Below are 25191 nucleotides of genomic sequence, written 5' to 3' on the forward strand. Positions count from 1 at the left end.
AACTACTTCGTAGTTTCATATTAATTCTTAATGAGTCAATTAGGGTGTAGACACATAAAAACATTATTTAGAACGTTATTAATTGTTCTTTTCTCGACACTTAGCTATGTAGCTGTAGCGAATGATGCTGCAAGTAAATACTCCGTGTTTGAAGACGCTGAAGGAAACATTTACTTAGAGCGTCCAGATGTTTTTGTGTTGATAGCGACTGAAGTTACTATTCCGCTGTATGCGACTCCGCTTAATGGTTTATTGAAATTAATTCAAGTTAATGGACGTTGGCAAGTCGTACAGTTAACTCGAGCTCAGTGGGATAGCTTGTCTCTTAATACCAGTGATTACAGTATTTCATTGAGTGACTTTGATGGAGATGGGCAAACCGATCTATTACTAACAGCAGACAATTTAAACGACATTGTTGTAAAAAATATTTCCGGCACAATTACTGTAACGGATGTGACCAAAGATTACGGCGTTAACATTGAAGCGGGTGATGAAGTTTCATTGGTTGATCGCAATGGTGACGGATATGCTGACATTCGAATCAACAATCAAGTATATTTGGGGAACTCTCTAGGTGGCTATACTAATACAGGAGAGTCACCGCATGTTACAGGCCCTGATGATACTGTTGATGTTACAACTAGCCCAGTAGAACCCACTCAAGTTGGTCTGACTAAAGCGCAGTTTAGTGTTAATGAAGGTGGTGCGGCAACATACACTATCCCTTTAAGTTTGCCGCAAGGCGTTGCAGGAGTTAAACCTCAAGTATCAATAAGTTATTCTAGTCAAGGTGGCGAGGGGCTTATGGGCGTTGGTTGGAGCTTTAATGGCGCTTCGGCAATTACTCGATGTCCTAAGAACATGGCAATAGATGGTGTCATTGATAGCGTTAAATTTGATAGCTCGGATGTTTTTTGTTTAGGCGGCCAAAGATTAATTCTAAATGCAGACAGCCCTTCTGGTTACGGACTCCCCAATTCAACATACCATACAGAGATAGATAATTTTTCTAAAATTACGGCTTATGGTAAAGGCATAATATCTGGTCCTAAATACTTCACTGTTGAAACTAAAGCTAACGAAACTCATTATTACGGTAATTCAGGACTCCATTTAAATTCAGCGTCTGCATTTGTTGAACCGTCAAATCAATCGTTAGGAAGTGTGGCAAAATATTGGTCTTTGGTGGCAATCGAAGACGTTAAAAATAATGCGATTACGTATGAATATGAAAAAATCCATGCGACTGGTGAACATTATTTAACAACAATAAAATATGGCGGTTATCAAACTGGTTCGAATGTTGTTAATAATACCAATGAAATTGAAATTAATTATGACGTTGTCAAAATTCCCAAGTTTAAAATGGGCTATCAAAATGGGGCGCTGGTTTCTAATCGAAAACGTATTATTGGTATTGATGTTCTACAGGAACAAGAGTTATTTACGACATATAATTTTCATTATAAAGAATCGGAAATCATTGAAGAAAAAGTTTATATAGATTCAATTCAACAATGTTTTAATAAATCGAATTCACTTAATTGTTTACCAGCCGTTAAATTTGATTGGGAACGTCCAGATTGGATAAAACAATCAACAACTAAAGTCTGCGAAGAGTTTGATAAATGGGATCGGCACGAAGAAGAGTTGTGTTACTTAGAGCCCACAACAGAGAACTATAAACCTATTTCTCAATATTCATCAACAATTACCTCTGAAAGTTCAAACTTTCAGTATTCCATGCCGCTTGACTTCAATGGCGATGGCGCAACTGATTTAGCCTACATTAAAGGAAATCGCTGGCACGTTCAGCAGTCTACAACAACAGGGGCTATATCTTGGGCTTCGCAGCAAATTTCTTCTAGTTATGTAAAAAGTGTTGAAGATGCACACCCTAAAAGCATTGATTATGATGGTGATGGACAACGCGATATTCTCTATGCAAGTAACGGAATAATATATGTGTTGCTCAATAAACCTTCAGTAGTTAATTCGACAAGGCATTGTAAATTAGATTTAGATGGTGAAATCGAAGATTTTGAAAGAACTTGTCCAACTCACCTAGTCAATCGAGCATTTACAACTAAAACTGTTCATCATAAGGCCTCTATTTTAGAAACCGCCATGGTTGTAGATCTTGATGGTGACGGCTTAGAAGATTTACTGTTTAATGATGGTGGATTAAAATACTTCAAAAATAGTGCAAATGGATTTGGTGCTGCTACTTCATTAACCCGTGAAACAAATGGCACTGTTCATGGAATGACACCAGATATTGGCTCTTTAGCTAAAGGTATTAAGAGTGCAAGCATTGTTGATGTTAATGGCGATGGTAAAACAGATATTTTTCTGAAAATAAAAACAAAGTTTATTTCAGAAGAAGAAAATGATGAGTGTTTAGCAACTGGTGGCACTGAAGTTTTCGGGCCAAGTTCTTGGCAACTCAACGGAGGACCCGATTGCAATACGCCAACAGTCAGATACAGTTATACGTGGAATGCCTATACGCTTAATGGCAATAAATTAGTTAATATTGATTTTAACTTGAATTCATCGCCGTCTGGCGAATTGCGTAGCGCTGACTTTAACGGTGATGGGTTATCTGATGTCGCTTACCGAGATTTTGACACGTGGTATTACCGACTATCAACGGGTAAGAATTTTACAAACCCTAAAGCGCTAACCGTGATGGGAACATCAAATAACAGTGAAGACTTTGCTCGACATCGTTTTATGGATATCAATAAGGATGGCCGCACAGATATTGCGAGGTACTTGACTACGGGTAGTTATAAATATTACTTATCTTCGCCAGCCGCTAATCCAGAAATTGTTAACTTTACCGCGCGGGGCAGTCAAAATTTTGGAAAAAATAGCATTATCCATTTCGTAGATATTGAGGGAGACGGCAAGTTAGACGTATTGTCGGCAACGTCAAACTCCTCAGGCTGGAAACTATTTCGATCAATGAGACCCGGTCGTTTAGACAACGTTATTGAAAAATTTAAAAATGGATTTGGCCCAGAAACAACAGTTGAATATGCACCTTTATATAATTCTAGTGTGTTGATATCTGATGTATCATCAAATAAATTAGATAATGATTATATTAATCTAAAAGCTGGGATCTACGTTGTCGCTAATGTAGAAACCGAATCAAATCTTGAACCAGCAACGACCACAACCACTGTTGAGGACTTCTTCGATTCTAAAAGTAAGACATGGCGTGAATTTCCAATAACACGGACAGTAAAAGATAATACAGTTAAAGTTAGTTATAAATATGGTGGTGCACTTGCGCACAAAAAAGGCCGTGGTTATCTAGGGTTTGAGACCTTACAGACTAAAGACCATCAAACGGGCGTTATTACAGACTCACAGTATCATCAATTGTTCCCATTAACGGGAATGCCAAAAGCGACAACAGTTTCTTACAAAGGGACTGTGCTCAAAGCAAGCCACAATAGTTACGCTGCAACATCTAAATCTATTCGCGGCGGGTACCATCCTTATCTCAAAAAATCACAAGAAATAATGCGAACCGTCTCATTTGATGAAGGCAATACGCCGACATTTAATCTGCAAAAACTCACCACTAACGCAAGTACTTATGATAGTTGGAATAATTTAAGACTATCCACAGTGACAACGGGTAAACCAAGTGCATTTAGCTTTACGGCTTCGTTATCAGATAAATCGACAACAGTAACTGATAATAAATATGAAGAAGCTGGGATGAGTGCACAAGATTCATTGCGATTCGGCAGACTGTCATCAACTCAAGTGACAAAAGTACGTGACGCTTCCAAAACGCGCCATGGCACTGCTGGAACATCTCGTAAAAGTAGTTTTACTTACAATACTGAAGGCTTGTTAAAAACGTCAACAGTTAACGGATTAGTAACAACCTATGTTTACGACGACCGAGGAAATAAGAAGCAAATTACCAAAAGTGGTTTAGTTGACGGTGCTAAAGTTCAAGAGCGAACAAGTTCTATGAATTATGGCACTAAAGGGCGATACGTCTTATCGCAAACCGATGGGTTAGGAAACACAGAAACCTTCTTATATAACGGTTTATCAGGTGACGAAGTAACTGGTCGCATCTGGAGTATCACTCAAACAGGGCCTAACAAAATCGCCTCAACGTCTTATTTTGGTTGGCAAGGTGAAAAAGTACAAACGCTCGCGGCTGATGGTAACGAAGTCATTAGTGCAATGAGTTATTGTAATAATGGTTGTGATGGCGATGGGTTCTATTACACAACAGTGACAAAGACTGGCTCGCCAACGGCAACGACTTACTTCAATCGTTTAGGTCAAAAGATCAAAACACAAACGCAAGGATTTGACGGTACATTAGTTCAAGTACTTCATGAGTACGATAAGCAAGGACGAGCGCATAAAGTAAGCCAATCTCATTATGTTGGTGAAACAGCATACTATACTCAGCAGTTTTATGATCCGTTGGGCACTGTATACAAAACACTGATGCCCGATCCGCGTTATAGTGATTTATATACAACGCAATATAGTAATGGTTTTACCAAGACGATAACAAATACGAAAGGCATTACCTTTACTGAGAATTATTCAGCCGACGGTCTACTTGTCAAAAAAACAACGCCAAGTTTTGTCACCAATGGTGTAACCACGCCAAAGCAGACGATAGATTATTCCTATGACCATTATGGTAATCTCACTAAAGCCGTTACCAAAGTTGGTAGTAAAACGCTTACCTTAACCAACGAGTTTAATCAATGGGGACAAAAAGAAGTAACGAACGATCCAGATAAGGGACGTTGGAGTTATAAATATAATGCATTTGGTGAACTCTACTCTCAAACCACCGCTAAGGGTGACGAGACAACGATGTTCTTTGATACCTTGGGCCGTATGATTCGTCGTACGCAGCCAGAGGGTAGTACGTGTTGGGCCTATGGTAATTCAGCGACAGATAAAAATGTTGGAAAGCTAGTCACAGTTAAACAATGGAATAATCCTCAAGCGTGTAATTCGGCAGCATTGCCGCAATATGTACAACAAATGACCTATGATAGTTATGGGCGCCCATCAACAACAACGACGAATAATAAGGGAGAAGTATTTACCTCATCGGTGAAGTACGACAGTTTAGGTCGCGTGAAAGAAACTGTTTATCCAAAAGGTGTTCACAGTTTTTCTGTTGAGCAATCGTACAACTCATTAGGGTATCTCACACATCAACGCAATGGCCGTACCGGTAAGCTATTACGTGAGATCAAGAAGATGAATGCATTTGGCCGTGTTACCGAAGATACTGTCGGCAATGGTGTAACAACGACCCGCGATTTTTATCATCAGAATGGGCGAATTAGCCGTATTGCGGCTAAAGGCACTTTTCAAATACACGATCTTAACTACCGTGAATATGATCGGGCAGGTAATCTCGTGAGTCGAGACTCTACTTATAAGAGTCATTGGAGTGGCGGTTATACATTTAATGAAAGCTTTAGCTATGATGCGATAGATCGTTTAATCAAACGTGATCTCGCCGCCAATACCTCACCAAATAGTGAAATAAATGGTGACTTTAATTATGTGTATGATGGCTTTGGTAACTTTAAAACTAAATCTAATGTAGGTACATACCACTATACTGACGCGTCGCGTGCAAATCGTTTAAAATCAATTAGCGGTAGTACGAATTACTCGTTCATTTATGACGACAATGGTAATGTCACTAACGATGGCATTCGTACTCACGAATACACCAGCTTTGACAAAGCCCATACTATTAGCAAGGGGCAGGTGTATACCAAGTACGACTTTGGGCCATCGCGCGAAGTGATTTATCGCGAAGATTATCTACAAGAGAAGAATGATCTCGGTACTTTAGCATGGATGACGAAACAAACGCATTATGCGGGCAAATCTTATCAAAAAGAACGTATTGTTGAGTCAGGGCGTAGTGACAAAGTCAAACATACCTATTTCGCTGGTGGCATCATGGTGGTGCAACATGAGTCGACAGGCATAGAACAAACTAATTACTTACACGGCGACTATCAAGGTTCTACTATCTCGATGACCGATGATAAAGGAAACCTGCTACAACAATATTATTACACGCCATTTGGCGAACAGAAAACGGCATTCACTGGTGGATTGAACCGCTTATTAAGCGTAATGCCTGTCGGTTATACGGGGCATGAAATGGTCAATCATTTGAATATTATTCAAATGGGTGGCCGTACGTATGATGCGAAGATAGGAAGGTTCTTGCAGGCGGATATAGCAGTTCAGACGCCTGATAATGTTCAAGCTTACAACAAGTACAGTTATGTTTTAAATAATCCTTATACCTATACAGATCCTAGTGGGTATTTTTTTAAGAAATTGTATAAGAAGTTTCTAAAAGTTACAGGCCTTTATGCATTGCATAAATTTCTTATTAAAAATCCGATATTAAATGCAATAGCTCAAATAGTCGTATCTTACTATGGCGGGCCATGGGCAACTGCAGGGTTTAGTTTTGATCAATCTTTTGTTGCTACAGGAAGTTTGAGACAAGCCTTTAAATCAGGGGCTCTTTCATATGCTGCTAGTGCAGCCTTTTCTCAGATTGGTGATTCATTTCAAGGAACTGGTGTGTGGGCAAACGGTGGTGCTGGTCATATTACGGCACATGCTTTAACGGGAGGAGTAATTTCTGAATTACAAGGTGGTAACTTTGGGCATGGTTTCTTTTCTGCTGGTTTTACCAAGTTTGCGACAAGTAACGTGGGATTTGATTATAGCGATCGCAGTGCAGATGCTGTAATTGGTAGAACCATCATAGCTGCAACAATTGGCGGAACCTCCTCTGTTATTTCTGGTGGTAAGTTCGGTAATGGTGCCATGACTGCTGCAATAGCGCATTTATATAATGCTGAATCGCGGGTTGGGTATCGTAATAAATATACAGGTAAGTTAGAAACACCAGGTTGGAATGCTGTACCCGCCACAGATTCAAATGGTGAATATATATATTATGAGGAGAAAATAGTCTTTCAATCTGTAGAAGGTAAGCGGACAGAAAAATTCTTAGGTAAGCAAAGAGCAAACTTAGCCATGTGTACCCAGATGCAGGAGTGTGTAGATAAAAAATTAAATAATATTAGTGTTAGTGCAACTAGCACGTCAAAACCCCATATAAAACTAGGACCATCTGGTGTTACTTTTCTACAAAAGTGGATACTTTCAAGTTATGGAACCTTTGGTAAGAACAGGTTATCAGCTGCGGTGGGAGTGATGGATTTTTATGGCGCCCATTTGCAATGTGCAACAGATGAAATTATAGTGTATCAGTGTTCAGGGGGAGGACAATGATAAGATTAAAGTACGTAATTTGGGTTTGCATTCTTTCTTTATTATCGAAAACAGTTTATCCAATGAATTATTATATTCAGTTTAAACGGGGTGGATATTTAGAAGTACTTTATGAGGTGAAGCGAAAAGAAGTTAATATTGATTTAGTTCGTATAGGTGAAGTAAAATTCATATCACATTACTTTATTTATAATAATCAAATAGATAGTCGCGTACTAGAAGTCTATAATGATTTGAGGGGGAGTTATAATAATGATGATTTATACCTTATTCCTCTATGTCAAAATGTCAGCATTGATAAACTGAAGTACCTAAAACAGGTAAATTATGAATTAAAAAACGAATATGAAAAATTAACCTGTGTTAGATATGCTATTAATTATAGTAATATTGAACTGATGTTGGAGTTATTTAAGCTATCAAGAAATAACCTTCCTGTTGCTGAAATAAATGGATTGATAGAAGAGAAAGAAAACAACTTGAACGCTCTACTGAACATGATTGCGGATATATAGTGTTTTATGACGAAATTTAGTTATTGTAGTCTTTTGCTATTCTTTATTTTAAATATTTCTAATAGCTATTCGATGAAAGTTGATTTAACAGAAAGTGAAGTAGAGCATATAGTGTCGGACTTTTCTTCTTACCAAAAATTTAATTTGTTGTTTGAATTAATAGACTTGAATAATATTGAGTTAAAAGAGAATTCAAAGGAAATTCTCTTCAACTCTGTAGTTTTGGCTGGGGATATAAGTGCTATTAATGAAGTAATTAAGAGAAAATACTTGCCCACAAAGAATTTGACTAAAATGATAATGCACTCCTGTGTATATGGTGAAAATAACTTCAATGTCGTGCTATTTAATTTTTTTTCGACATCTCAAAAGTTAATAAAAAAGAAGGGGTTAATTGATTGTGCAAATGCAACGTTAAAAAGTGGTAACTACTCTGCATTTAGGAGTTTATTTAAAAATGCCAAATTGAATAAGTACTACTCCTCTACTATTCCTTTGTTGAAAGGCATTGTGGAGACTGAATTAAAGAAAAATAGTAAATTGAAAGATATAGTTAAAACAATGGCGAGAAAATCAGAAAAATAAATAAAGGACAGGCTACTTTTTATTATTGATATTTTGTTAGTTTCTACTATGCTTTGAAATGTTTCAATCAGCGTAGTAGGAGTTGTTATGACGAGAGCACGTCACCAGCTAATTGATTTATCAGCCACGTCGTATTATCACGTCATTAAGCGATGTGTTCGGCGTAGTTTCTTGTGTGGTAACGTACAATTAAATAAAGGACAGGCTACTTTTTATTATTGATTGTTGAAATTTTGTTAGTTTCTACTACGCTTTGAAATGTTTCAATCAGCGTAGTAGGAGTTGTTATTAAGGTAAATAAGGGACAGGCTACTTTTTATTATTGATTGTTGATATTTTGTTCGTTCCTACTAATAAATGGGGTCAGGTACACTTTATTTTGATTTCAAGGCTAGTTGCCCGAAGGTTTGGCTTCTTTGGGAGCAAAGAAAATAGCCCTATATAACGTAAGCGTCTAGGCAACGACACCTAGCTATTTAAAATTCCAAGGCATTAGTGATTCAAGAGCATCAGGATTTTCAGTAATCTGCTCTAAACAGTGGGATATATAGTCATGTACGACAAGGCCGTTAGCCTTAGCGGTTTCCACCAAACTATAGTTATTTAAAATAAAGGACAGGCTACTTTTTATTATTGATTATTGAAGAAAAAAATAAAAAATAAAGGACAGGCTACTTTTTATTATTGATTGTTGATATTTTGTTCGTTCCTACTATGCTTTGAAATGTTTCAATCAGCGTAGTAGGAGTTGTTATGACGAGAGCACGTCACCAGCTAATTGATTTATCAGCCACGTCGTATTATCACGTCATTAATCGATGTGTTCGGCGCAGTTTCTTGTGTGGTAATGACCCGTATACTAAACGTAATTATGACCATAGGCGTCAATGGCTTGTTGACCGAATCAAAAAACTCGCTTCTATCTTTTCCATTAATATCGCAGCTTACGCCATTATGAGCAATCACTATCACTTGGTATTGCAAGTGGATAAAGTCCGTGCTGATATGTTGCCTATGGATGAGGTTATAGAGCGGTGGTATCAGCTATACAATGGTCACCCGATTGTTGATGAGTATCTAACCAATCCCGAAATATCCCCTATAAAATTAGCGAAAGCTGAAGAATTTAGTGAGCTTTGGCGCGAACGTCTGTATGACATTTCTTGGTTTATGAAATGCTTAAATGAGCATATTTCTAGAGAGGCTAACAAGGAAGATAATTGCACAGGCAAGTTCTGGGAAGGGCGATTCAAATCCCAAGCATTACTGGATGAAAAAGCGCTTTTAAGTTGTATGGCCTATGTGGACTTAAACCCAATTCGAGCTGGGATAGCCAGCAATGTAGAAAATAGTGAATTTACCTCTATTAGTGAACGAATCAAACAATATAAATCTCATCAACGGCAACAACAAAGGTCTAATGAAGATATTTATGTGCCAAGTCAGCCACACTCGCTATTGCCATTATCTCCGATTGTAAATAACAACGCTATTCCATTAAGTTATGGTGATTATTTTGAATTAGTTGATTGGAGTGGCCGCCACGTTGACCCAAGGAAAACGGGATTTATCGACGAAACTACCCCACCCATTTTAGATGCATTAGGCATTGAAGCTGATGATTGGAAATCGGCGGTAAAAGACTTTAGGCGTCAATACGGCAGTTTTGCAGGTAGTGAGATGCAATTGAGAGATTATGCTCACCGCCATGGGCGAAGTTGGTGTAAGGGCGTTGGTTAGCCGTAATTTAAATCATCTTATTAGTCAATCTGCCACTATTAGCTAGCGCTGACACAGCAATCTGCCTTAAATTCACTAATAATCACTGATTTGTGCTAAGCCGCTCTTTCGTTGCCTGAATTCTCTCGCATTAAACAAATCGAATGATTTTTATAGTATTCAAAGTAAAGCTTTTTGTGTTGATCGTATTGAATTTCAATGAGATATTTATGCCTGTCCAGAATTACACCTATAACATTTGGAGCTAAAAGTTATCTCCATGAATGTTATTAACCGATCTCGATAGATGTTATTGAGTGATCTCCATCGATGTTATTAGGTGATCTCCATGGGTGTTAATATGCAGATAGCGCCAATGCCGTCAACTCCTATCCCTAAAAGTATTGCTACGCCAAGTTTACTCAGTCAAATCATTACCTGTAAGTATCAGTTTGGCTTACCGTTGTATCGACAAGAAACGTGGTTTGGCGATATCGGCATAACGATTAATCGTAAAACCATGTCAAGTTGGATGGTTCGTTGTAGCGAACTGCTTGAACCGTTGTATGACACACTCAAAATACAGTTACTCCAACAACCTGCGATTCATGCGGATGAAACACCGCTCAAGGTTATCAAAGCTAACAAAGCGACCAGCTATATGTGGTTATATTGTTGCGGTGATGACAAACCTGAAGGTAAGACAAACATCGTCTTATTTGATTATCACAACAGTCGTGCAGGACAATGCGCCATTGATTTTCTCGATGATTACTCAGGTTACATGCACGTTGATGGCTACAAAGGTTATGAAAAAACCAGCGCCACTTTAGTGGCTTGTCTTGCTCATATCCGTCGCAAGTTCATTGAAGCAAAAGGCAACAACAAGACAACCGGTAAAGCCGACGTAGCGCTTAACTTCATTGGTAAACTCTATGGTATAGAGCAATCGATTAAAGAGATGAAGGACGATGAAAAATACAAGGCTCGCCAACAACAAGCCAAACCCATTGTCGAAGAATTTTATCACTGGCTTGTAGAGCACAAAGATAAACTGTCTCCGCAAAGGCCGCTGTCAAAAGCCATTACCTATGCACTGAATCAGTATGAAAAATTCAAACGCTACCTTGATGATGGTAAGTTAAGTATTGATAACAATCGTGCAGAACGAGCCATAAAACCGTTTGTGATTGGACGCAAGGCTTGGTTGTTTTCCCATACCCCAAGAGGTGCGAAAGCCAGCGCCATTCTCTATAGTTTGGTGGAAACCGCTAAGGCTAACGGCCTTGTCGTACATGACTATATATCCCACTGTTTAGAGCAGATTGCTGAAAATCCTGATGCTCTTGAATCACTAATGCCTTGGAATTTTAAATAGCTAGGTGTCGTTGCCTAGACGCTTACAATGCGCGTATCGTGATCTTTTTAAACATCATGTTGATAATAAGCTCATCACTAATATTAGAGATAGCGTTAATCGAGGGATGGCAATTGGCAGTGAACAATTTAAGCGCGAAATAGAATTGTTAACGGGTCGCAGAATGCAACCAAAGAAAAGAGGTCGACCGTTAGGTTGGAAGAAAGATGAAGTGTAGTTTTATTTTAACCTGACCCTAATATATTTTAGAGATAGCGTTAATCGAGGGATGGCAATTGGCAGTGAACAATTTAAGCGCGAAATAGAATTGTTAACGGGTCGCAGAATGCAACCAAAGAAAAGAGGTCGACCGTTAGGTTGGAAGAAAGATGAAGTGTAGTTTTATTTTAACCTGACCCTAATATATTCTAATATACATTACCTAGCCCCATTGAACTAGCCCCTAAGCCAGCCCCACCCCTTCTGAGCTTCTAGCCCAATCTGGTGTTCCATTAAGCCTGCCTTTAGCCCCATTATTGTGTATTTTAGTATCATGATAAAGATTACTGAACGGCTTAGGGTTAAGATTCCACGACTGATTTATAAATTTATTCAACGATCATTTAGTGAGTAAGCCAAAACAAGTTCGTTAAGTAAAAAATACCATTTTTAAGAATCGACAAATTATTTTTCTAATATACGCAAAACCAGTTCAACAGCAATAACTAAACCAAACATGATTAGTGAAAGTAATCCCAATATTTTCAATAAAACAAAAAAATATTGTTCAAATAGCAACTCATCCAACACAATAGCTAAAAAAAGTATAAGCATACATTTAATAGATAAACTGGAAATTTTACTACACCAATCATATATATTTTGATATTTCAAACTAGTTACACCCACAAGGACCAAAAAAAGCCCACTCTTTTGAGTGAAAACGCATCACAAGTAATATTGCTTTATGTAACTTCCAATTTTTCCACCATCTAACCACTCAATTACATCATCCAATGATTCAACAGCTTCATTGACTGCTTTTTCAATTTTTTTATGAGGTTTTTTTGGGTAGAAGTAGTTTCCAAACCAATCTCTTCTGTCACTGCCCCATTCTAGCAATTCATAGTTAGCCGAAGCTTTTCTACATAAATGTATATAAGGCGGACTTGCAGCATAAGTGCATTGATTTGCAGGATAATTTACACCATCTTTAACGACACCCGAGTCCAAAATTTTTCCAGCCCCTATTCGAAAACTATACCCATTTTTTCCAATTTGGATAGATATTATTTCTATTCTCCCATCTAGATTCCTACGAAGATCACCAAAAGGAAACGCATCTTTATTGGTTTTCGTGAAAGTATCCTCAAAACAATAAAACCCAGCTCGACTTAATTTTGATACTATGTTCTCTTTTAAAAGTTTTTTAAGGTATTTACGAGTCTTCATTAACATTAACATCCACATCCAGAATTAGATCCCGCAGCATTTGTTCCAACTCCCCTGTGCAGCGACAATAAAGTCTGCCCGCAACAGAGTGAAATTACAATAAAGTTTGCCCGTAAGAAATAATATTACCAATATAAATCTCTTAGCTTATTTAAATAATAAGTTTATTTCTTTAGACTTACTCTTAAAATACTTTGGTAAAACTTTATACTCTATACATGTTATTGCACCATTAAATATAAAGTAAGCGTCTAGGCAACGACACCTAGCTATTTAAAATTCCAAGGCATTAGTGATTCAAGAGCATCAGGATTTTCAGCAATCTGCTCTAAACAGTGGGATATATAGTCATGTACGACAAGGCCGTTAGCCTTAGCGGTTTCCACCAAACTATAGAGAATGGCGCTGGCTTTCGCACCTCTTGGGGTATGGGAAAACAACCAAGCCTTGCGTCCAATCACAAACGGTTTTATGGCTCGTTCTGCACGATTGTTATCAATACTTAACTTACCATCATCAAGGTAGCGTTTGAATTTTTCATACTGATTCAGTGCATAGGTAATGGCTTTTGACAGCGGCCTTTGCGGAGACAGTTTTTCTTTGTGCTCTACAAGCCAGTGATAAAACTCTTCGACAATGGGTTTGGCTTGTTGTTGGCGAGCCTTGTATTTTTCATCGTCCTTCATCTCTTTAATCGATTGCTCTATACCATAGAGTTTACCAATGAAGTTAAGCGCTACGTCGGCTTTACCGGTTGTCTTGTTGTTGCCTTTTGCTTCAATGAACTTGCGACGGATATGAGCAAGACAAGCCACTAAAGTGGCGCTGGTTTTTTCATAACCTTTGTAGCCATCAACGTGCATGTAACCTGAGTAATCATCGAGAAAATCAATGGCGCATTGTCCTGCACGACTGTTGTGATAATCAAATAAGACGATGTTTGTCTTACCTTCAGGTTTGTCATCACCGCAACAATATAACCACATATAGCTGGTCGCTTTGTTAGCTTTGATAACCTTGAGCGGTGTTTCATCCGCATGAATCGCAGGTTGTTGGAGTAACTGTATTTTTAGTGTGTCATACAACGGTTCAAGCAGTTCGCTACAACGAACCATCCAACTTGACATGGTTTTACGATTAATCGTTATGCCGATATCGCCAAACCACGTTTCTTGTCGATACAACGGTAAGCCAAACTGATACTTACAGGTAATGATTTGACTGAGTAAACTTGGCGTAGCAATACTTTTAGGGATGGGGGTTGACGGCATAGGCGCTATCTGGATATCGCTTTGTATGCCCTCTTTTTCACACGCTCTGCATGCGTACTTTGGACGAACGGTTTTAATAACCTTGATATGAGCAGGTACAAATTCGAGCGTTTCACTTTCTGCTTCACCCATTTTATGTAACGCACTTTGACAGTGACTACAGACTTTAGCGTCGTCGTGTAAATCAACCACCACCTCTTTGCGAGGTAAGGCCTCGGGTAATGGTGTGCGCTTGGGTTTTGCTTTTTCGGTGTGTGGTTCATCATTGGCGATGAGGAGCGCTTTTTCTGTGTCAGACAGCGTTTCTATGTCATCCAATTGAGCTTCTACTTCGTTAAATACTTCACCAGCCCCTGGCATTTTCTCTGACTTTTTGCCGTATTCTTTGGCAATCTTGGCGTTATACGCATCAAGTAGTTCTTGATAGAGAGACTTTTGCTGCGCTAACTCTTTGTTTTGCTTTTGCACAACGTACTGCAACTCAAGCAGCATGCTCTTGAGTTGTTCTGGGTCGTTGGGCAATGAGTTGGCATCAAATTTCATGCCGTCAGTGTAGCAATGTTATAGCGCCATTGTGACTGTTCAGCTCAAATAGAAAATCAGATCGTGTCAACGATCGTTGACTTGTGTATTGCGCTATCCCAGATCGGACTGATAATGTAATTCTTGATGACCAAGGACATCGTAACCAGACAATAGCCAAGTGAGTTGTTGCTCTGTTAACACAACATCCTCGCTATCAAGTTGACTTGGCCATTTGAATTTGTGTTTTTCAAGGCGTTTATACCACAGGGCAAAGCCCGTTTTATCCCAATAGACTAATTTCAATTTATCTTTGGCTTTATTAGAGAATAAGAACAGTGCGCCGGTGTAGGCATCGTATTTAAGCTCTTGCTCTACAATAGCAATAAGGCCATCGATGGACTTTCGAAAATCGACTACATCGCGATACAGATAGACAGCGCTTGGATTAACAAACATCTTCATGATGCAACCCCTTAAGCAGCTGTGCCAAGTACATTGGCGATGTTGATTGTGGTAAGCACACCTTGGCGAGGCCTACAGTAAGAACAATAGGAGCTATTTCTGTATTAATTTTTAACGGTTGAGTGACGCAGGCTTTCACAAAGCTTGATGTTTCCTTAGTTAACTTCTTCTTAGTTGCATAAAAGGCTGTGGTTGAAATGTTATTGTCGCGGCAAAAATCACTAACGCTCAAGCCACTGGATTGGTGCAGATTAATGATGTCTTGCCATTGTTCGAGGCTTCGATGTTTACTCATGTTAATCTCCTTAATAAAATTGGAGATACTCTATCCAAGTTAACATATGAAAGGTATGTGTCTTTGGCGAGACGCTTACAATATAAAAATCTTACCAATCACTTTCTCACCATTTTCAGATAGTAAATTAATATGAACTTTTTTTTCACCTTTAGACTCATCCAATCTAGCCTTTATATCTATGTTTTTTCTATTTTGATCGATAGTATTAAAAAATTGTACAATTTTTCCATCGTCTGAGCGTTGAGCAATATTGTAATAATTAAATTGTAAGTTTAATCTTTTTTGTTGCTTGGCTGTCAGAGAGGAGGCGAATTGCTGTAAAGATAATGCCTCGTAATCCCTCAGCCATTTATTTCCACTAAAAACAAAATAATATAATAATTTTTTAAACAAATTTCTAATTAGCATCCGCAAGAATCTCCAGAACCGCCGAGCACACTTCCTAAAATGAATTAAAGCAGACTATTGACTATTGAAAACTCGTCAATAGAAAGGTTTTTTTTCAACTGATTATAATTAATTGAAGCCAAAATAGCCTTCTGTAAGTCATTCTCGGTATCATAGAACTGCCCCCAAACAGAAAAGCTATCTCCTTGTATTACGGATATTGAAATATCTTCAAGGATATCAGTCCATTTATTATCAATTTTTTTTAATTCTAATTTAACACTATAAGGAGTTATTCCTATTCTTGATAAGAAAGAAGTAAATACATCAGTTTTCGCCATAATTATATTTTCTATTTCAAAAATACTAGCATCCTGATTTATAATTTTCCCCCCTATATATGTACGTTTAATAAAAGAGATTGGTTTATTTGTTTTCATTTCTAAAGACAAAAACAAAGGTAGAATGAAACATTCCGTTTTACTTAAAAATATACACTCAGCAGCCACAATCACTTCCGTAAGAGTCTAGGCAACGACACCTAGCTATTTAAAATTCCAAGGCATTAGTGATTCAAGAGCATCAGGATTTTCAGCAATCTGCTCTAAACAGTGGGATATATAGTCATGTACGACAAGGCCGTTAGCCTTAGCGGTTTCCACCAAACTATAGAGAATGGCGCTGGCTTTCGCACCTCTTGGGGTATGGGAAAACAACCAAGCCTTGCGTCCAATCACAAACGGTTTTATGGCTCGTTCTGCACGATTGTTATCAATACTTAACTTACCATCATCAAGGTAGCGTTTGAATTTTTCATACTGATTCAGTGCATAGGTAATGGCTTTTGACAGCGGCCTTTGCGGAGACAGTTTTTCTTTGTGCTCTACAAGCCAGTGATAAAACTCTTCGACAATGGGTTTGGCTTGTTGTTGGCGAGCCTTGTATTTTTCATCGTCCTTCATCTCTTTAAGCGATTGCTCTATACCATAGAGTTTACCAATGAAGTTAAGCGCTACGTCGGCTTTACCGGTTGTCTTGTTGTTGCCTTTTGCTTCAATGAACTTGCGACGGATATGAGCAAGACAAGCCACTAAAGTGGCGCTGGTTTTTTCATAACCTTTGTAGCCATCAACGTGCATGTAACCTGAGTAATCATCGAGAAAATCAATGGCGCATTGTCCTGCACGACTGTTGTGATAATCAAATAAGACGATGTTTGTCTTACCTTCAGGTTTGTCATCACCGCAACAATATAACCACATATAGCTGGTCGCTTTGTTAGCTTTGATAACCTTGAGCGGTGTTTCATCCGCATGAATCGCAGGTTGTTGGAGTAACTGTATTTTGAGTGTGTCATACAACGGTTCAAGCAGTTCGCTACAACGAACCATCCAACTTGACATGGTTTTGCGATTAATCGTTATGCCGATATCGCCAAACCACGTTTCTTGTCGATACAACGGTAAGCCAAACTGATACTTACAGGTAATGATTTGACTGAGTAAACTTGGCGTAGCAATACTTTTAGGGATAGGAGTTGACGGCATTGGCGCTATCTGGATATCGCTTTGTATGCCCTCTTTTTCACACGCTCTGCATGCGTACTTTGGACGAACGGTTTTAATAACCTTGATATGAGCAGGTACAAATTCGAGCGTTTCACTTTCTGCTTCACCCATTTTATGTAACGCACTTTGACAGTGACTACAGACTTTAGCGTCGTCGTGTAAATCAACCACCACCTCTTTGCGAGGTAAGGCCTCGGGTAATGGTGTGCGCTTGGGTTTTGCTTTTTCGGTGTGTGGTTCATCATTGGCGATGAGGAGCGCTTTTTCTGTGTCAGACAGCGTTTCTATGTCATCCAATTGAGCTTCTACTTCGTTAAATACTTCACCAGCCCCTGGCATTTTCTCTGACTTTTTGCCGTATTCTTTGGCAATCTTGGCGTTATACGCATCAAGTAGTTCTTGATAGAGAGACTTTTGCTGCGCTAACTCTTTATTTTGCTTTTGCACAACGTACTGCAACTCAAGCAGCATGCTCTTGAGTTGTTCTGGGTCGTTGGGCAATGAGTTGGCATCAAATTTCATGCCGTCAGTGTAGCAATGTTATAGCGCCATTGTGACTGTTCAGCTCAAATAGAAAATCAGATCGTGTCAACGATCGTTGACTTGTGTATTGCGCTATCCCAGATCGGACTGATAATGTAATTCTTGATGACCAAGGACATCGTAACCAGACAATAGCCAAGTGAGTTGTTGCTCTGTTAACACAACATCCTCGCTATCAAGTTGACTTGGCCATTTGAATTTGTGTTTTTCAAGGCGTTTATACCACAGGGCAAAGCCCGTTTTATCCCAATAGACTAATTTCAATTTATCTTTGGCTTTATTAGAGAATAAGAACAGTGCGCCGGTGTAGGCATCGTATTTAAGCTCTTGCTCTACAATAGCAATAAGGCCATCGATGGACTTTCGAAAATCGACTACATCGCGATACAGATAGACAGCGCTTGGATTAACAAACATCTTCATGATGCAACCCCTTAAGCAGCTGTGCCAAGTACATTGGCGATGTTGATTGTGGTAAGCACACCTTGGCGAGGCCTACAGTAAGAACAATAGGAGCTATCTCTGTATTAATTTTTGACGGTTGAGTGACGCTGACTTTTACAAAGCTTGATGTTTCCTTAGTTAACTTCTTCTTAGTTGCATAAAAGGCTGTGGTTGAAATGTTATTGTCGCGGCAAAAATCACTAACGCTCAAGCCACTGGATTGGTGCAGATTAATGATGTCTTGCCATTGTTCGAGGCTTCGATGTTTACTCATGTTAATCTCCTTAATAAAATTGGAGATACCCTATCCAAGTTAACTTATGAAAGGTATGTGTCTTTGGCGAGACGCTTACGCTTTATCAATATTGGTTTTTTACATTAATTTCAAGTTTGAACTATCGTTCAATTTTAGTCTTTTAATCCATGCTCCTCCTATGTTTTTATTAACTATTGGTTTAGATGAATGGGAAATAAACGCGATAGAAGGTTTTTTTATTGTTATTGCATATCTTTTATTGCTTTTTTCTTTATGGTCTAAACCAAATAAAATAAAAAAATAAAAAATAAAGGACAGGCTACTTTTCGGAACAAAAAATAAAGGACAGGCTACTTTTTATTATTGATTGTTGATATTTTGTTCGTTCCTACTATGCTTTGAAATGTTTCAATCAGCGTAGTAGGAGTTGTTATGACGAGAGCACGTCACCAGCTAATTGATTTATCAGCTACGTCGTATTATCACGTTATTAATCGATGTGTTCGGCGTAGTTTCTTGTGTGGTAATGACCCGTATACCAAACGTAATTATGACCATAGGCGGCAATGGCTTGTTGACCGTATAAAATTACTTTCGTCTATCTTTTCAATTAATATCGCGGCTTATGCGATTATGAGTAATCACTATCACCTAGTGTTGCAAGTCGATAAATTCCATGCGGATATGTTATCAATGGACGAGGTGATTGAGCGCTGGTATTGCTTGTATAACGGTCATCCCATTGTTGACGATTATCTTGCTGACCGAGAAATGAGTACTGTTAAGCTTACAAAAGTTGAAGAATATGCCCAGCTTTGGCGTGAACGTTTATATGATATTTCGTGGTTTATGAAATGTCTTAATGAGCATATTTCCCGAGAAGCCAATAAAGAAGATAATTGCACAGGTAAATTATATTCGCTGCCTTCCATGGCGCTCACCCTTCGGGCCAGCTAAAGCTGTTCTATTTTTTTCCCTAAAAATTAGTGGGAAGGGCGATTTAAGTCTCAAGCGTTGCTTGATGAAAAAGCGTTGTTAAGCTGTCTTGCGTATGTGGACTTAAATCCAATCAGAGCAGGCATTGCACAAAGTGTTGAAGACAGTGATTTCACATCGATTCAAGAGCGAGTAAAGCAATATAAATCTCATCAGCGTCAGCAGCACAAAGCCAATGATGGCTGCACTGTTTCATCTCAACCGCCATCTTTACTCCCGTTTTCACCTGTTGCCAACACAAACGCTATTCCACTGAGCTACAGAGACTATTTCGAGTTAGTTGATTGGAGTGGTCGACACATCGCCCCTACAAAGCGTGGGTTTATTGATGAGAGCGCACCTAAGATTCTACAGGTGTTAGAAATCGATACAGATGAGTGGCTTTCGGCTGCCAAGGAGTTCAGACGGCAATACGGCAGTTTTGCTGGCAATGAAGCTCATTTACGAGATTATGCTCACCATCACGGTCGAAGTTGGTGTAAAGGCGTCGGCTAATCCTCAGTATTAACTGTTCTTATTATTTTCCGCCTCAGCAATAGAGCTGACGAATTTACTCGTTCAAATTTCATCATTTCATAGTTCTCATGTCCCCAGTTCATTTTTGTTTACTAAATGAGCCCAATTTTTCATTGGTTTTAGTTAGTGCAATTTAATTTTGAACTGATTGTGATTAGGTTAAATCAATGAGATATTTGTGTCTGTCCTTTATTTTTTTCATATACCCAAAGTTATTTGGTAATACGGGCGCTGGTATTTATCCATTGGATATGTCGATATTCAGTAACCAGTTTAATACCAATTGCATTAAATATTTGCCCACTTGTACTTGTTAAAATTAACTAAAATGGCGTTGCTCTCAATCCTAATAGCCAGCTATTAGTCAATCGAGCGCCTTGTTTTAGCTGATTTTCTCTACGCACAACAAGATCACTTACTTAATGCAATTGGTATAAAAAGGATTTTCGAATCATGATAACCAAGAAAAATGGTAATGAATTGATTTATATACTGAAAGCTGGATTGACATCCATTTTTAGCTCGGTAATTATTGGATTGATTATTGTTAATCTTTCATGCCTATGCACTTGGCTCAGGACGATTTTACAGGTACATGAACTATCGCCAAATTTAACAGTCGGTTAGGGATTTGTTTTTCAATAAATCGACGGTTGAACCGATAACAGAACTCATCTAGATATTCTTGTAGGTATTTTCCCGATACACCATGAAATGTACCCAACAAAAATGTTTTTAAATTGCCAATGGCGATATGTACCCATGGTAGCCATTCATCAACCAAATGGCTTGGTGTTACCCTCGCTTCATGGTCCTGTGCTTGGTCAATTATATTCAGAGCAGCCAATGCATCAGAACGAACTTTCTGACCTGGTTTTAAGTACTTCTTAACAAACTTATCAACGCTAAAATGGCAAATACTATCAACTACTTCCATGGCAATAAATCCTGCCTTTTTCTCTTTACTTTCACAGGCGATTAATACATTCTTTTTTCCTGCTGCACCACGACCTCGTTTCCCTTTTTGTCTACCTCCAACAAGTGCATCATCTAGCTCTATTGTTCCACTCAATTGATATAAACTATCTCTGTGACCCATAGCACTTCTAAGTTTTTTTAAAATGAGTCTCGCTGTTCGCCAATTGACTTCTATTAATTTGCTTAGTCTTAGTGCGGATATACTTCCCTTATCAGAGCCAAGAAAATAGATAGCCCAAAACCACTGGATTAAGGTGATTTTACTCCCATGAAAAAGTGTCCCTGCCGTGACTGATGTTTGCTTTTTACATTGCGTGCATTCGTATAAGTGGCGACTGGCAATTTTATAGTTATGAGCATTGCCGCAACGCGGGCAAATAAAGCCATTTTTCCATTTCATTTCTTGTAAATATTCTAAGCAATCATCTTCAGTACTAAACTGTTTTTGCCAAGCTAAAAAGCTTGCTTCTGGCATGTTCATGATTATGTCTACCTATACAGTGTGTTTATATACACAGTATAGTTCAATCCTGAGTTTTCTGCATAGGCATGTAATCTTTTTGATTTTAGTGCTTATTTTACCTCGGACATCGATGACACTTCTTTGTCGGTCGTCGATTTTTTTGGTTACGTCATAATAGCACCTGTAATTGAAACCGCTTTGATGCGCCCAATTATTAATTTAATCAGATATTTTACTGTTCGATTTTGGGTTATCGTATTTTGCAGTGCTTTTATTTGGTCGTGCTTACATTCTCTTATGCTGCCTGTCTGGGGGCTTTTTGTGTTTACATGTTTCGTCGTCTTTTCGGTTGCTTACTTAACTTGGGAGAAGCGATCCAATAAATATGCTTATACGATCACTGCAAGTATTCATGCATTACATAATTTATCAGTATGTACGGCTTTAGTCTTTTTATAGAATAAACAGTTATTTGAGTTGTAAATATTTTTGTAAATCAGCCGTTGATTTTCCTTCTCAATTTTCTAACGCGTGTTGTGTTGACGAGATAATCTAGTTGTACAATTAAAAAAAGCCATTATCGCAGGATAATGGCTTTTAATTTATTTGGCTACTGTCTTTGAGCGCTTAGTTCAATAATACTGGCTTACCTAATCCAAGCTTATCTAGGCGTTTTAACTGCGTTTTCGCATCACCAACGACAACGTAAACCAAGCTTTGTGGTTTGATGTAATCTTTGGCAAGTGCTTTAACATCGTTTAGTGCTAGCTGTTCGATGCCTTTAGCGCGAAGTTGAACGTAGTTTGCAGGCAGGTTGTAAGTGGCCATGTCACGCAAGATACCGAGTTTGGCGCCAAGCGTTTCAAAACGGCGAGCGTTACTTTTAAGGTAGAAGCTCTTGGTTGTATCTAAGTCGCTTTGTGCTAAATCAGCGCCATAATTAGTTGTCATATCTTTGATTATTTCAATCGACTCCAGTGTCACATTGCTTCGAACACCTGAGCTAATCATAAAGTTGCTCTTGTTTTTATCGCCATAAAAGTTAGAGCGAACACCATAGGTGTAACCTTTAGTTTCACGCAGTTCTTGAGTTAGTTTTGACGCAAAACCGCCGCCGCCAAGACGATAATTCATGACTTGAGCGTTATAGAAGTTTTTATCATCCGCAAGTAACGATGCGTGTCCAATGCGCAGTTGCGATTGTTTTGCGCCTGGCACGTCGTAGAAGTATAAACGCGGTTTAGCACTTAATGATGGCTGCTTAATAGTGGGTAGTTGGCGAGCTTTCGCTTTCCATTGTGTATTTAACGCAGTTAGTGGACCTAAAACGTCATTTTCTTTGATGTCACCAACAATTTGAATCGTCGTTAAGTTTGGTAACACGTTGTCTTTGTAAAACTGTTTTAAGTCAGCCAAGTTAATTTTATCTAAAGACTCCACACTACCTGCTAGGTTATGAGAGAAGAGGTTATCTTTTCCGTAAACTAATTGTTTGAATTGATCATCAGCAATAGCGCGTGGGCTAGACTGTTGCTCAATAATTTGATTCTTAAGACGAGTTTTTACTTGTTCGAATTCAGCAGCGTCCCAACGAGGCGTTAATAACATTTCGTTAATTAATGCCATGACTTCATCGTAGTTGCGCGACAACATGCTCGCCGTAATTCGAATGCTATTAGAGGTTGTGTAAGTGCCAATATCTGCACCTAGCGCTTTAATGGCATCTTCAAATTGGGTGATGCTTTGTTGCTGTGTGCCACGATTAAGCAGTTCACCGACTAAGTTAGCAACGCCCACTTTATTGATATCATCAAATAACATGCCGCCCGCGATATCGATATTGACTTGAACCAATGGCGTTTCGTTGCTCACGATACCTGAGACTCGAATGCCGTTATCAAGCGTTTCATTCCAGACTTGTGGCACTGAAAGAACAGGATCTTTGCCATAAGCTGGCTCTACTGTGCGGTCAAATGTTGATGGGGTACGCTGGTATTGTGCTTGTTGTGATGCATCAAATGATTGCTCTGCGCCGTTAACAATTTTTTCCTGTTCAACGGTTACCAGTTTTGAACCACTAAGTGCTAACTCAGTGTGTTTGGCTGGTACAAAACTTGTTGCTACAAATGGTTTGTTTTTAATGTATTGGTTGTAGACGCGCCATACATCATCTTTGGTTACCGCAAGAATGCGTTTACCATGCTGATTGATGTAGCCTGGATCGTTGGCGAAAATATTATACTGTGCCAGTTGAAAACCTTTACCAAGGGCACTTGAAATGCCTTTGTAGAAGCTGGTTTCTTGACCCGCTTTAATACGGTCTAGATCGGCCTGATCGAACCCTTGTTTTTCAAAGTTCGCTAGCGCTGTGTTAATGCCGCTCTCTATGTCGTCAAGCTTTACGTTGTTAAAACCACGGCTTGAAATAAAGAATTGTCCTGCAAGTTCAGATTCCCAACCATAAACATCGACAGATGACGTTAGTTTCATTTCGTCAACTAATTGGTGATTTAACGGCGCCGATTTACCGTCACCTAATAGTGCTGCTAATACTGACAGGGCGTAAGAGTCTTCGTGATAAATAGATACTGTTGGCCATACCATCGTTAATTCAGGCAGCTGCGCTAAATTATCTTCAAACATGACTTTTTTAGTTGTTGTTAACTGCGCTGGTTGTTTTTTGTTTGGCGTAACATCTTCGCCGCGTTTGATTTCGTCGAAATATTTATGAACCCATTCTTTAGCTTGTTGCGGCTCAAAATCACCAGAGACAACTAAGGTGACGTTATTTGGCACATACCAGCGTTTAAAGAATTCTTTGACATCGTCAAGTGTGGCGTTTTGTAAATCAGTCAATGAACCAATAACTTGCCAGCTATACGGATGACCTGCTGGGTATAATGTTTTATCAATAACGGCGTACGTGTGGCCATAAGGACGGTTATCAATATTTTGGCGCTTTTCATTTTTCACGACTTGTTTTTCTTTAGCTAATACTTGTTCTGTGACGGTATTAATAAAGAACCCTAGCTTATCTGACTCTGCCCAGAGCATTTTTTCTAATGCATTTGATGGTACCGCTTGATAATAATTGGTTCTGTCGCGGCTGGTAGAGCCGTTAGCGCCTGAACCACCAATACGCGCGCTTAGTTTATCTAAGCCGCCTTTACCTAAGTTTTCTGATTCAAGAAATAGCAAATGTTCAAAAAGGTGAGCAAATCCTGTGCGCCCTGGTAATTCACGCGCTGAACCAACATGTGATGTTAATGCAACAGCAACAACAGGATCGCTGTGATCGGTATGGAAAACGACTTCAAGGCCATTGTCTAAGGTGAACTTTTCAAAAGCAATGTCAGTCGATTGTGCTTTTTGAACAGCCGCTGACGGTGCTGGAGAAGCGCTGTTGGTGCTCTCACAGCCCGACAAAGCGAGCATTGCCGTCATCGTTGCGGCAAAAATAGGCGTAAATTTCATATTATTATCATCTTGTTAAGGTTAGC

Annotated in this window: 20 protein-coding genes and 1 pseudogene; 9 read left to right on the forward strand and 12 right to left on the reverse strand. The window is 38.9% G+C overall.

Annotation, left to right across the window (positions count from 1 at the left end; translation table 11 throughout):
• The first annotated feature begins 30 nt into the window (after nt 1–30).
• The 4 genes and pseudogenes from ACMAZF_RS07005 to ACMAZF_RS07020 all read left to right on the forward strand — a co-directional run.
• Nucleotides 31–7356, forward strand: coding sequence for an FG-GAP-like repeat-containing protein (locus tag ACMAZF_RS07005; protein ID WP_435276688.1), 7326 nt, complete (start codon nt 31–33; stop codon nt 7354–7356).
• Nucleotides 7357–7418: 62 nt separating this feature from the next.
• The gene (locus ACMAZF_RS07010; RefSeq protein WP_435276689.1) at nt 7419–7871 is read left to right on the forward strand and encodes a hypothetical protein; all 453 of its coding nucleotides are present in this window, start codon (nt 7419–7421) and stop codon (nt 7869–7871) included.
• Nucleotides 7872–7943: 72 nt separating this feature from the next.
• Nucleotides 7944–8456 carry a hypothetical protein gene (locus tag ACMAZF_RS07015; RefSeq protein WP_435276690.1) on the forward strand — a complete coding sequence of 171 codons (513 nt, stop codon included), beginning with the start codon at nt 7944–7946 and terminating at the stop codon, nt 8454–8456.
• 87 nt (nt 8457–8543) lie between these two features.
• Nucleotides 8544–8648: pseudogene (locus tag ACMAZF_RS07020) on the forward strand (alpha-amylase family glycosyl hydrolase); the annotation flags it as partial.
• Nucleotides 8649–8928: 280 nt separating this feature from the next.
• On the opposite strand, the gene ACMAZF_RS07025 reads toward ACMAZF_RS07020, so the two are convergent.
• Complete coding sequence (locus ACMAZF_RS07025) at nt 8929–9045, reverse strand: transposase domain-containing protein (RefSeq protein ID WP_435277200.1); 117 nt, start codon at nt 9043–9045, stop codon at nt 8929–8931.
• A gap of 164 nt (nt 9046–9209) precedes the next feature.
• Between ACMAZF_RS07025 and ACMAZF_RS07030 the strand changes: the two genes are divergently transcribed.
• From ACMAZF_RS07030 to ACMAZF_RS07040, 3 genes are all read left to right on the forward strand, one after another.
• Entirely contained in the window at nt 9210–10196 is a 987-nt protein-coding gene (locus tag ACMAZF_RS07030; RefSeq protein WP_435276691.1) for a transposase, read from the forward strand.
• Between the two features lie 328 nt (nt 10197–10524).
• Nucleotides 10525–11553 (forward strand): IS66 family transposase, encoded by a 1029-nt coding sequence (gene tnpC, locus ACMAZF_RS07035; protein WP_435276692.1) that lies wholly within the window; start codon nt 10525–10527, stop codon nt 11551–11553.
• Between the two features lie 4 nt (nt 11554–11557).
• Nucleotides 11558–11770: a hypothetical protein gene (locus ACMAZF_RS07040; RefSeq protein WP_435274961.1), complete on the forward strand. Its 213-nt coding sequence runs from the start codon at nt 11558–11560 to the stop codon at nt 11768–11770.
• A 710-nt stretch (nt 11771–12480) separates the two neighbouring features.
• On the opposite strand, the gene ACMAZF_RS07045 is transcribed toward ACMAZF_RS07040, so the two are convergent.
• From ACMAZF_RS07045 to tnpA (ACMAZF_RS07085), 9 genes are all read right to left on the reverse strand, one after another.
• Complete coding sequence (locus tag ACMAZF_RS07045; protein ID WP_435276693.1) at nt 12481–12984, reverse strand: hypothetical protein; 504 nt, start codon at nt 12982–12984, stop codon at nt 12481–12483.
• Between the two features lie 269 nt (nt 12985–13253).
• Entirely contained in the window at nt 13254–14798 is a 1545-nt protein-coding gene (gene tnpC, locus ACMAZF_RS07050) for an IS66 family transposase (protein ID WP_435274194.1), read from the reverse strand.
• Nucleotides 14799–14891: 93 nt separating this feature from the next.
• Nucleotides 14892–15242 carry an IS66 family insertion sequence element accessory protein TnpB gene (gene tnpB, locus ACMAZF_RS07055; RefSeq protein ID WP_435274019.1) on the reverse strand — a complete coding sequence of 117 codons (351 nt, stop codon included), beginning with the start codon at nt 15240–15242 and terminating at the stop codon, nt 14892–14894.
• Entirely contained in the window at nt 15226–15537 is a 312-nt protein-coding gene (gene tnpA / locus ACMAZF_RS07060; RefSeq protein WP_435274195.1) for an IS66 family insertion sequence element accessory protein TnpA, read from the reverse strand. Before tnpA (ACMAZF_RS07060) ends, tnpB (ACMAZF_RS07055) begins: the two co-directional genes overlap by 17 nt.
• 75 nt (nt 15538–15612) lie before the next feature.
• Nucleotides 15613–15933: a hypothetical protein gene (locus ACMAZF_RS07065; protein ID WP_435276694.1), complete on the reverse strand. Its 321-nt coding sequence runs from the start codon at nt 15931–15933 to the stop codon at nt 15613–15615.
• A gap of 59 nt (nt 15934–15992) precedes the next feature.
• Nucleotides 15993–16367 carry a hypothetical protein gene (locus ACMAZF_RS07070; protein ID WP_435276695.1) on the reverse strand — a complete coding sequence of 125 codons (375 nt, stop codon included), beginning with the start codon at nt 16365–16367 and terminating at the stop codon, nt 15993–15995.
• Between the two features lie 105 nt (nt 16368–16472).
• Nucleotides 16473–18017 carry an IS66 family transposase gene (tnpC, locus tag ACMAZF_RS07075; protein ID WP_435276696.1) on the reverse strand — a complete coding sequence of 515 codons (1545 nt, stop codon included), beginning with the start codon at nt 18015–18017 and terminating at the stop codon, nt 16473–16475.
• A gap of 93 nt (nt 18018–18110) precedes the next feature.
• Nucleotides 18111–18461: an IS66 family insertion sequence element accessory protein TnpB gene (gene tnpB / locus ACMAZF_RS07080; protein WP_435274019.1), complete on the reverse strand. Its 351-nt coding sequence runs from the start codon at nt 18459–18461 to the stop codon at nt 18111–18113.
• Nucleotides 18445–18756 (reverse strand): IS66 family insertion sequence element accessory protein TnpA, encoded by a 312-nt coding sequence (gene tnpA / locus ACMAZF_RS07085; RefSeq protein WP_435276697.1) that lies wholly within the window; start codon nt 18754–18756, stop codon nt 18445–18447. The genes tnpB (ACMAZF_RS07080) and tnpA (ACMAZF_RS07085) overlap by 17 nt, the downstream gene beginning before the upstream one ends.
• 414 nt (nt 18757–19170) lie before the next feature.
• Between tnpA (ACMAZF_RS07085) and ACMAZF_RS07090 the strand changes: the two genes are divergently transcribed.
• Nucleotides 19171–19695, forward strand: a complete 525-nt coding sequence (locus tag ACMAZF_RS07090) for a transposase (RefSeq protein WP_435276698.1) — start codon at nt 19171–19173, stop codon at nt 19693–19695.
• Between the two features lie 96 nt (nt 19696–19791).
• Entirely contained in the window at nt 19792–20229 is a 438-nt protein-coding gene (locus tag ACMAZF_RS07095) for a hypothetical protein (protein ID WP_435276699.1), read from the forward strand.
• A gap of 595 nt (nt 20230–20824) precedes the next feature.
• On the opposite strand, the gene ACMAZF_RS07100 is transcribed toward ACMAZF_RS07095, so the two are convergent.
• Both ACMAZF_RS07100 and ACMAZF_RS07105 read right to left on the reverse strand, forming a co-directional pair.
• Nucleotides 20825–21709, reverse strand: coding sequence for an IS1595 family transposase (locus ACMAZF_RS07100; RefSeq protein ID WP_435274234.1), 885 nt, complete (start codon nt 21707–21709; stop codon nt 20825–20827).
• 609 nt (nt 21710–22318) lie between these two features.
• The gene (locus ACMAZF_RS07105) at nt 22319–25165 is read right to left on the reverse strand and encodes a M16 family metallopeptidase (RefSeq protein ID WP_435276700.1); all 2847 of its coding nucleotides are present in this window, start codon (nt 25163–25165) and stop codon (nt 22319–22321) included.
• Nucleotides 25166–25191: the final 26 nt, after the last annotated feature.

The sequence above is a fragment of the Psychrobium sp. nBUS_13 genome (assembly GCF_051201665.1).
Classification (GTDB): Bacteria; Pseudomonadota; Gammaproteobacteria; order Enterobacterales; family Psychrobiaceae; genus Psychrobium.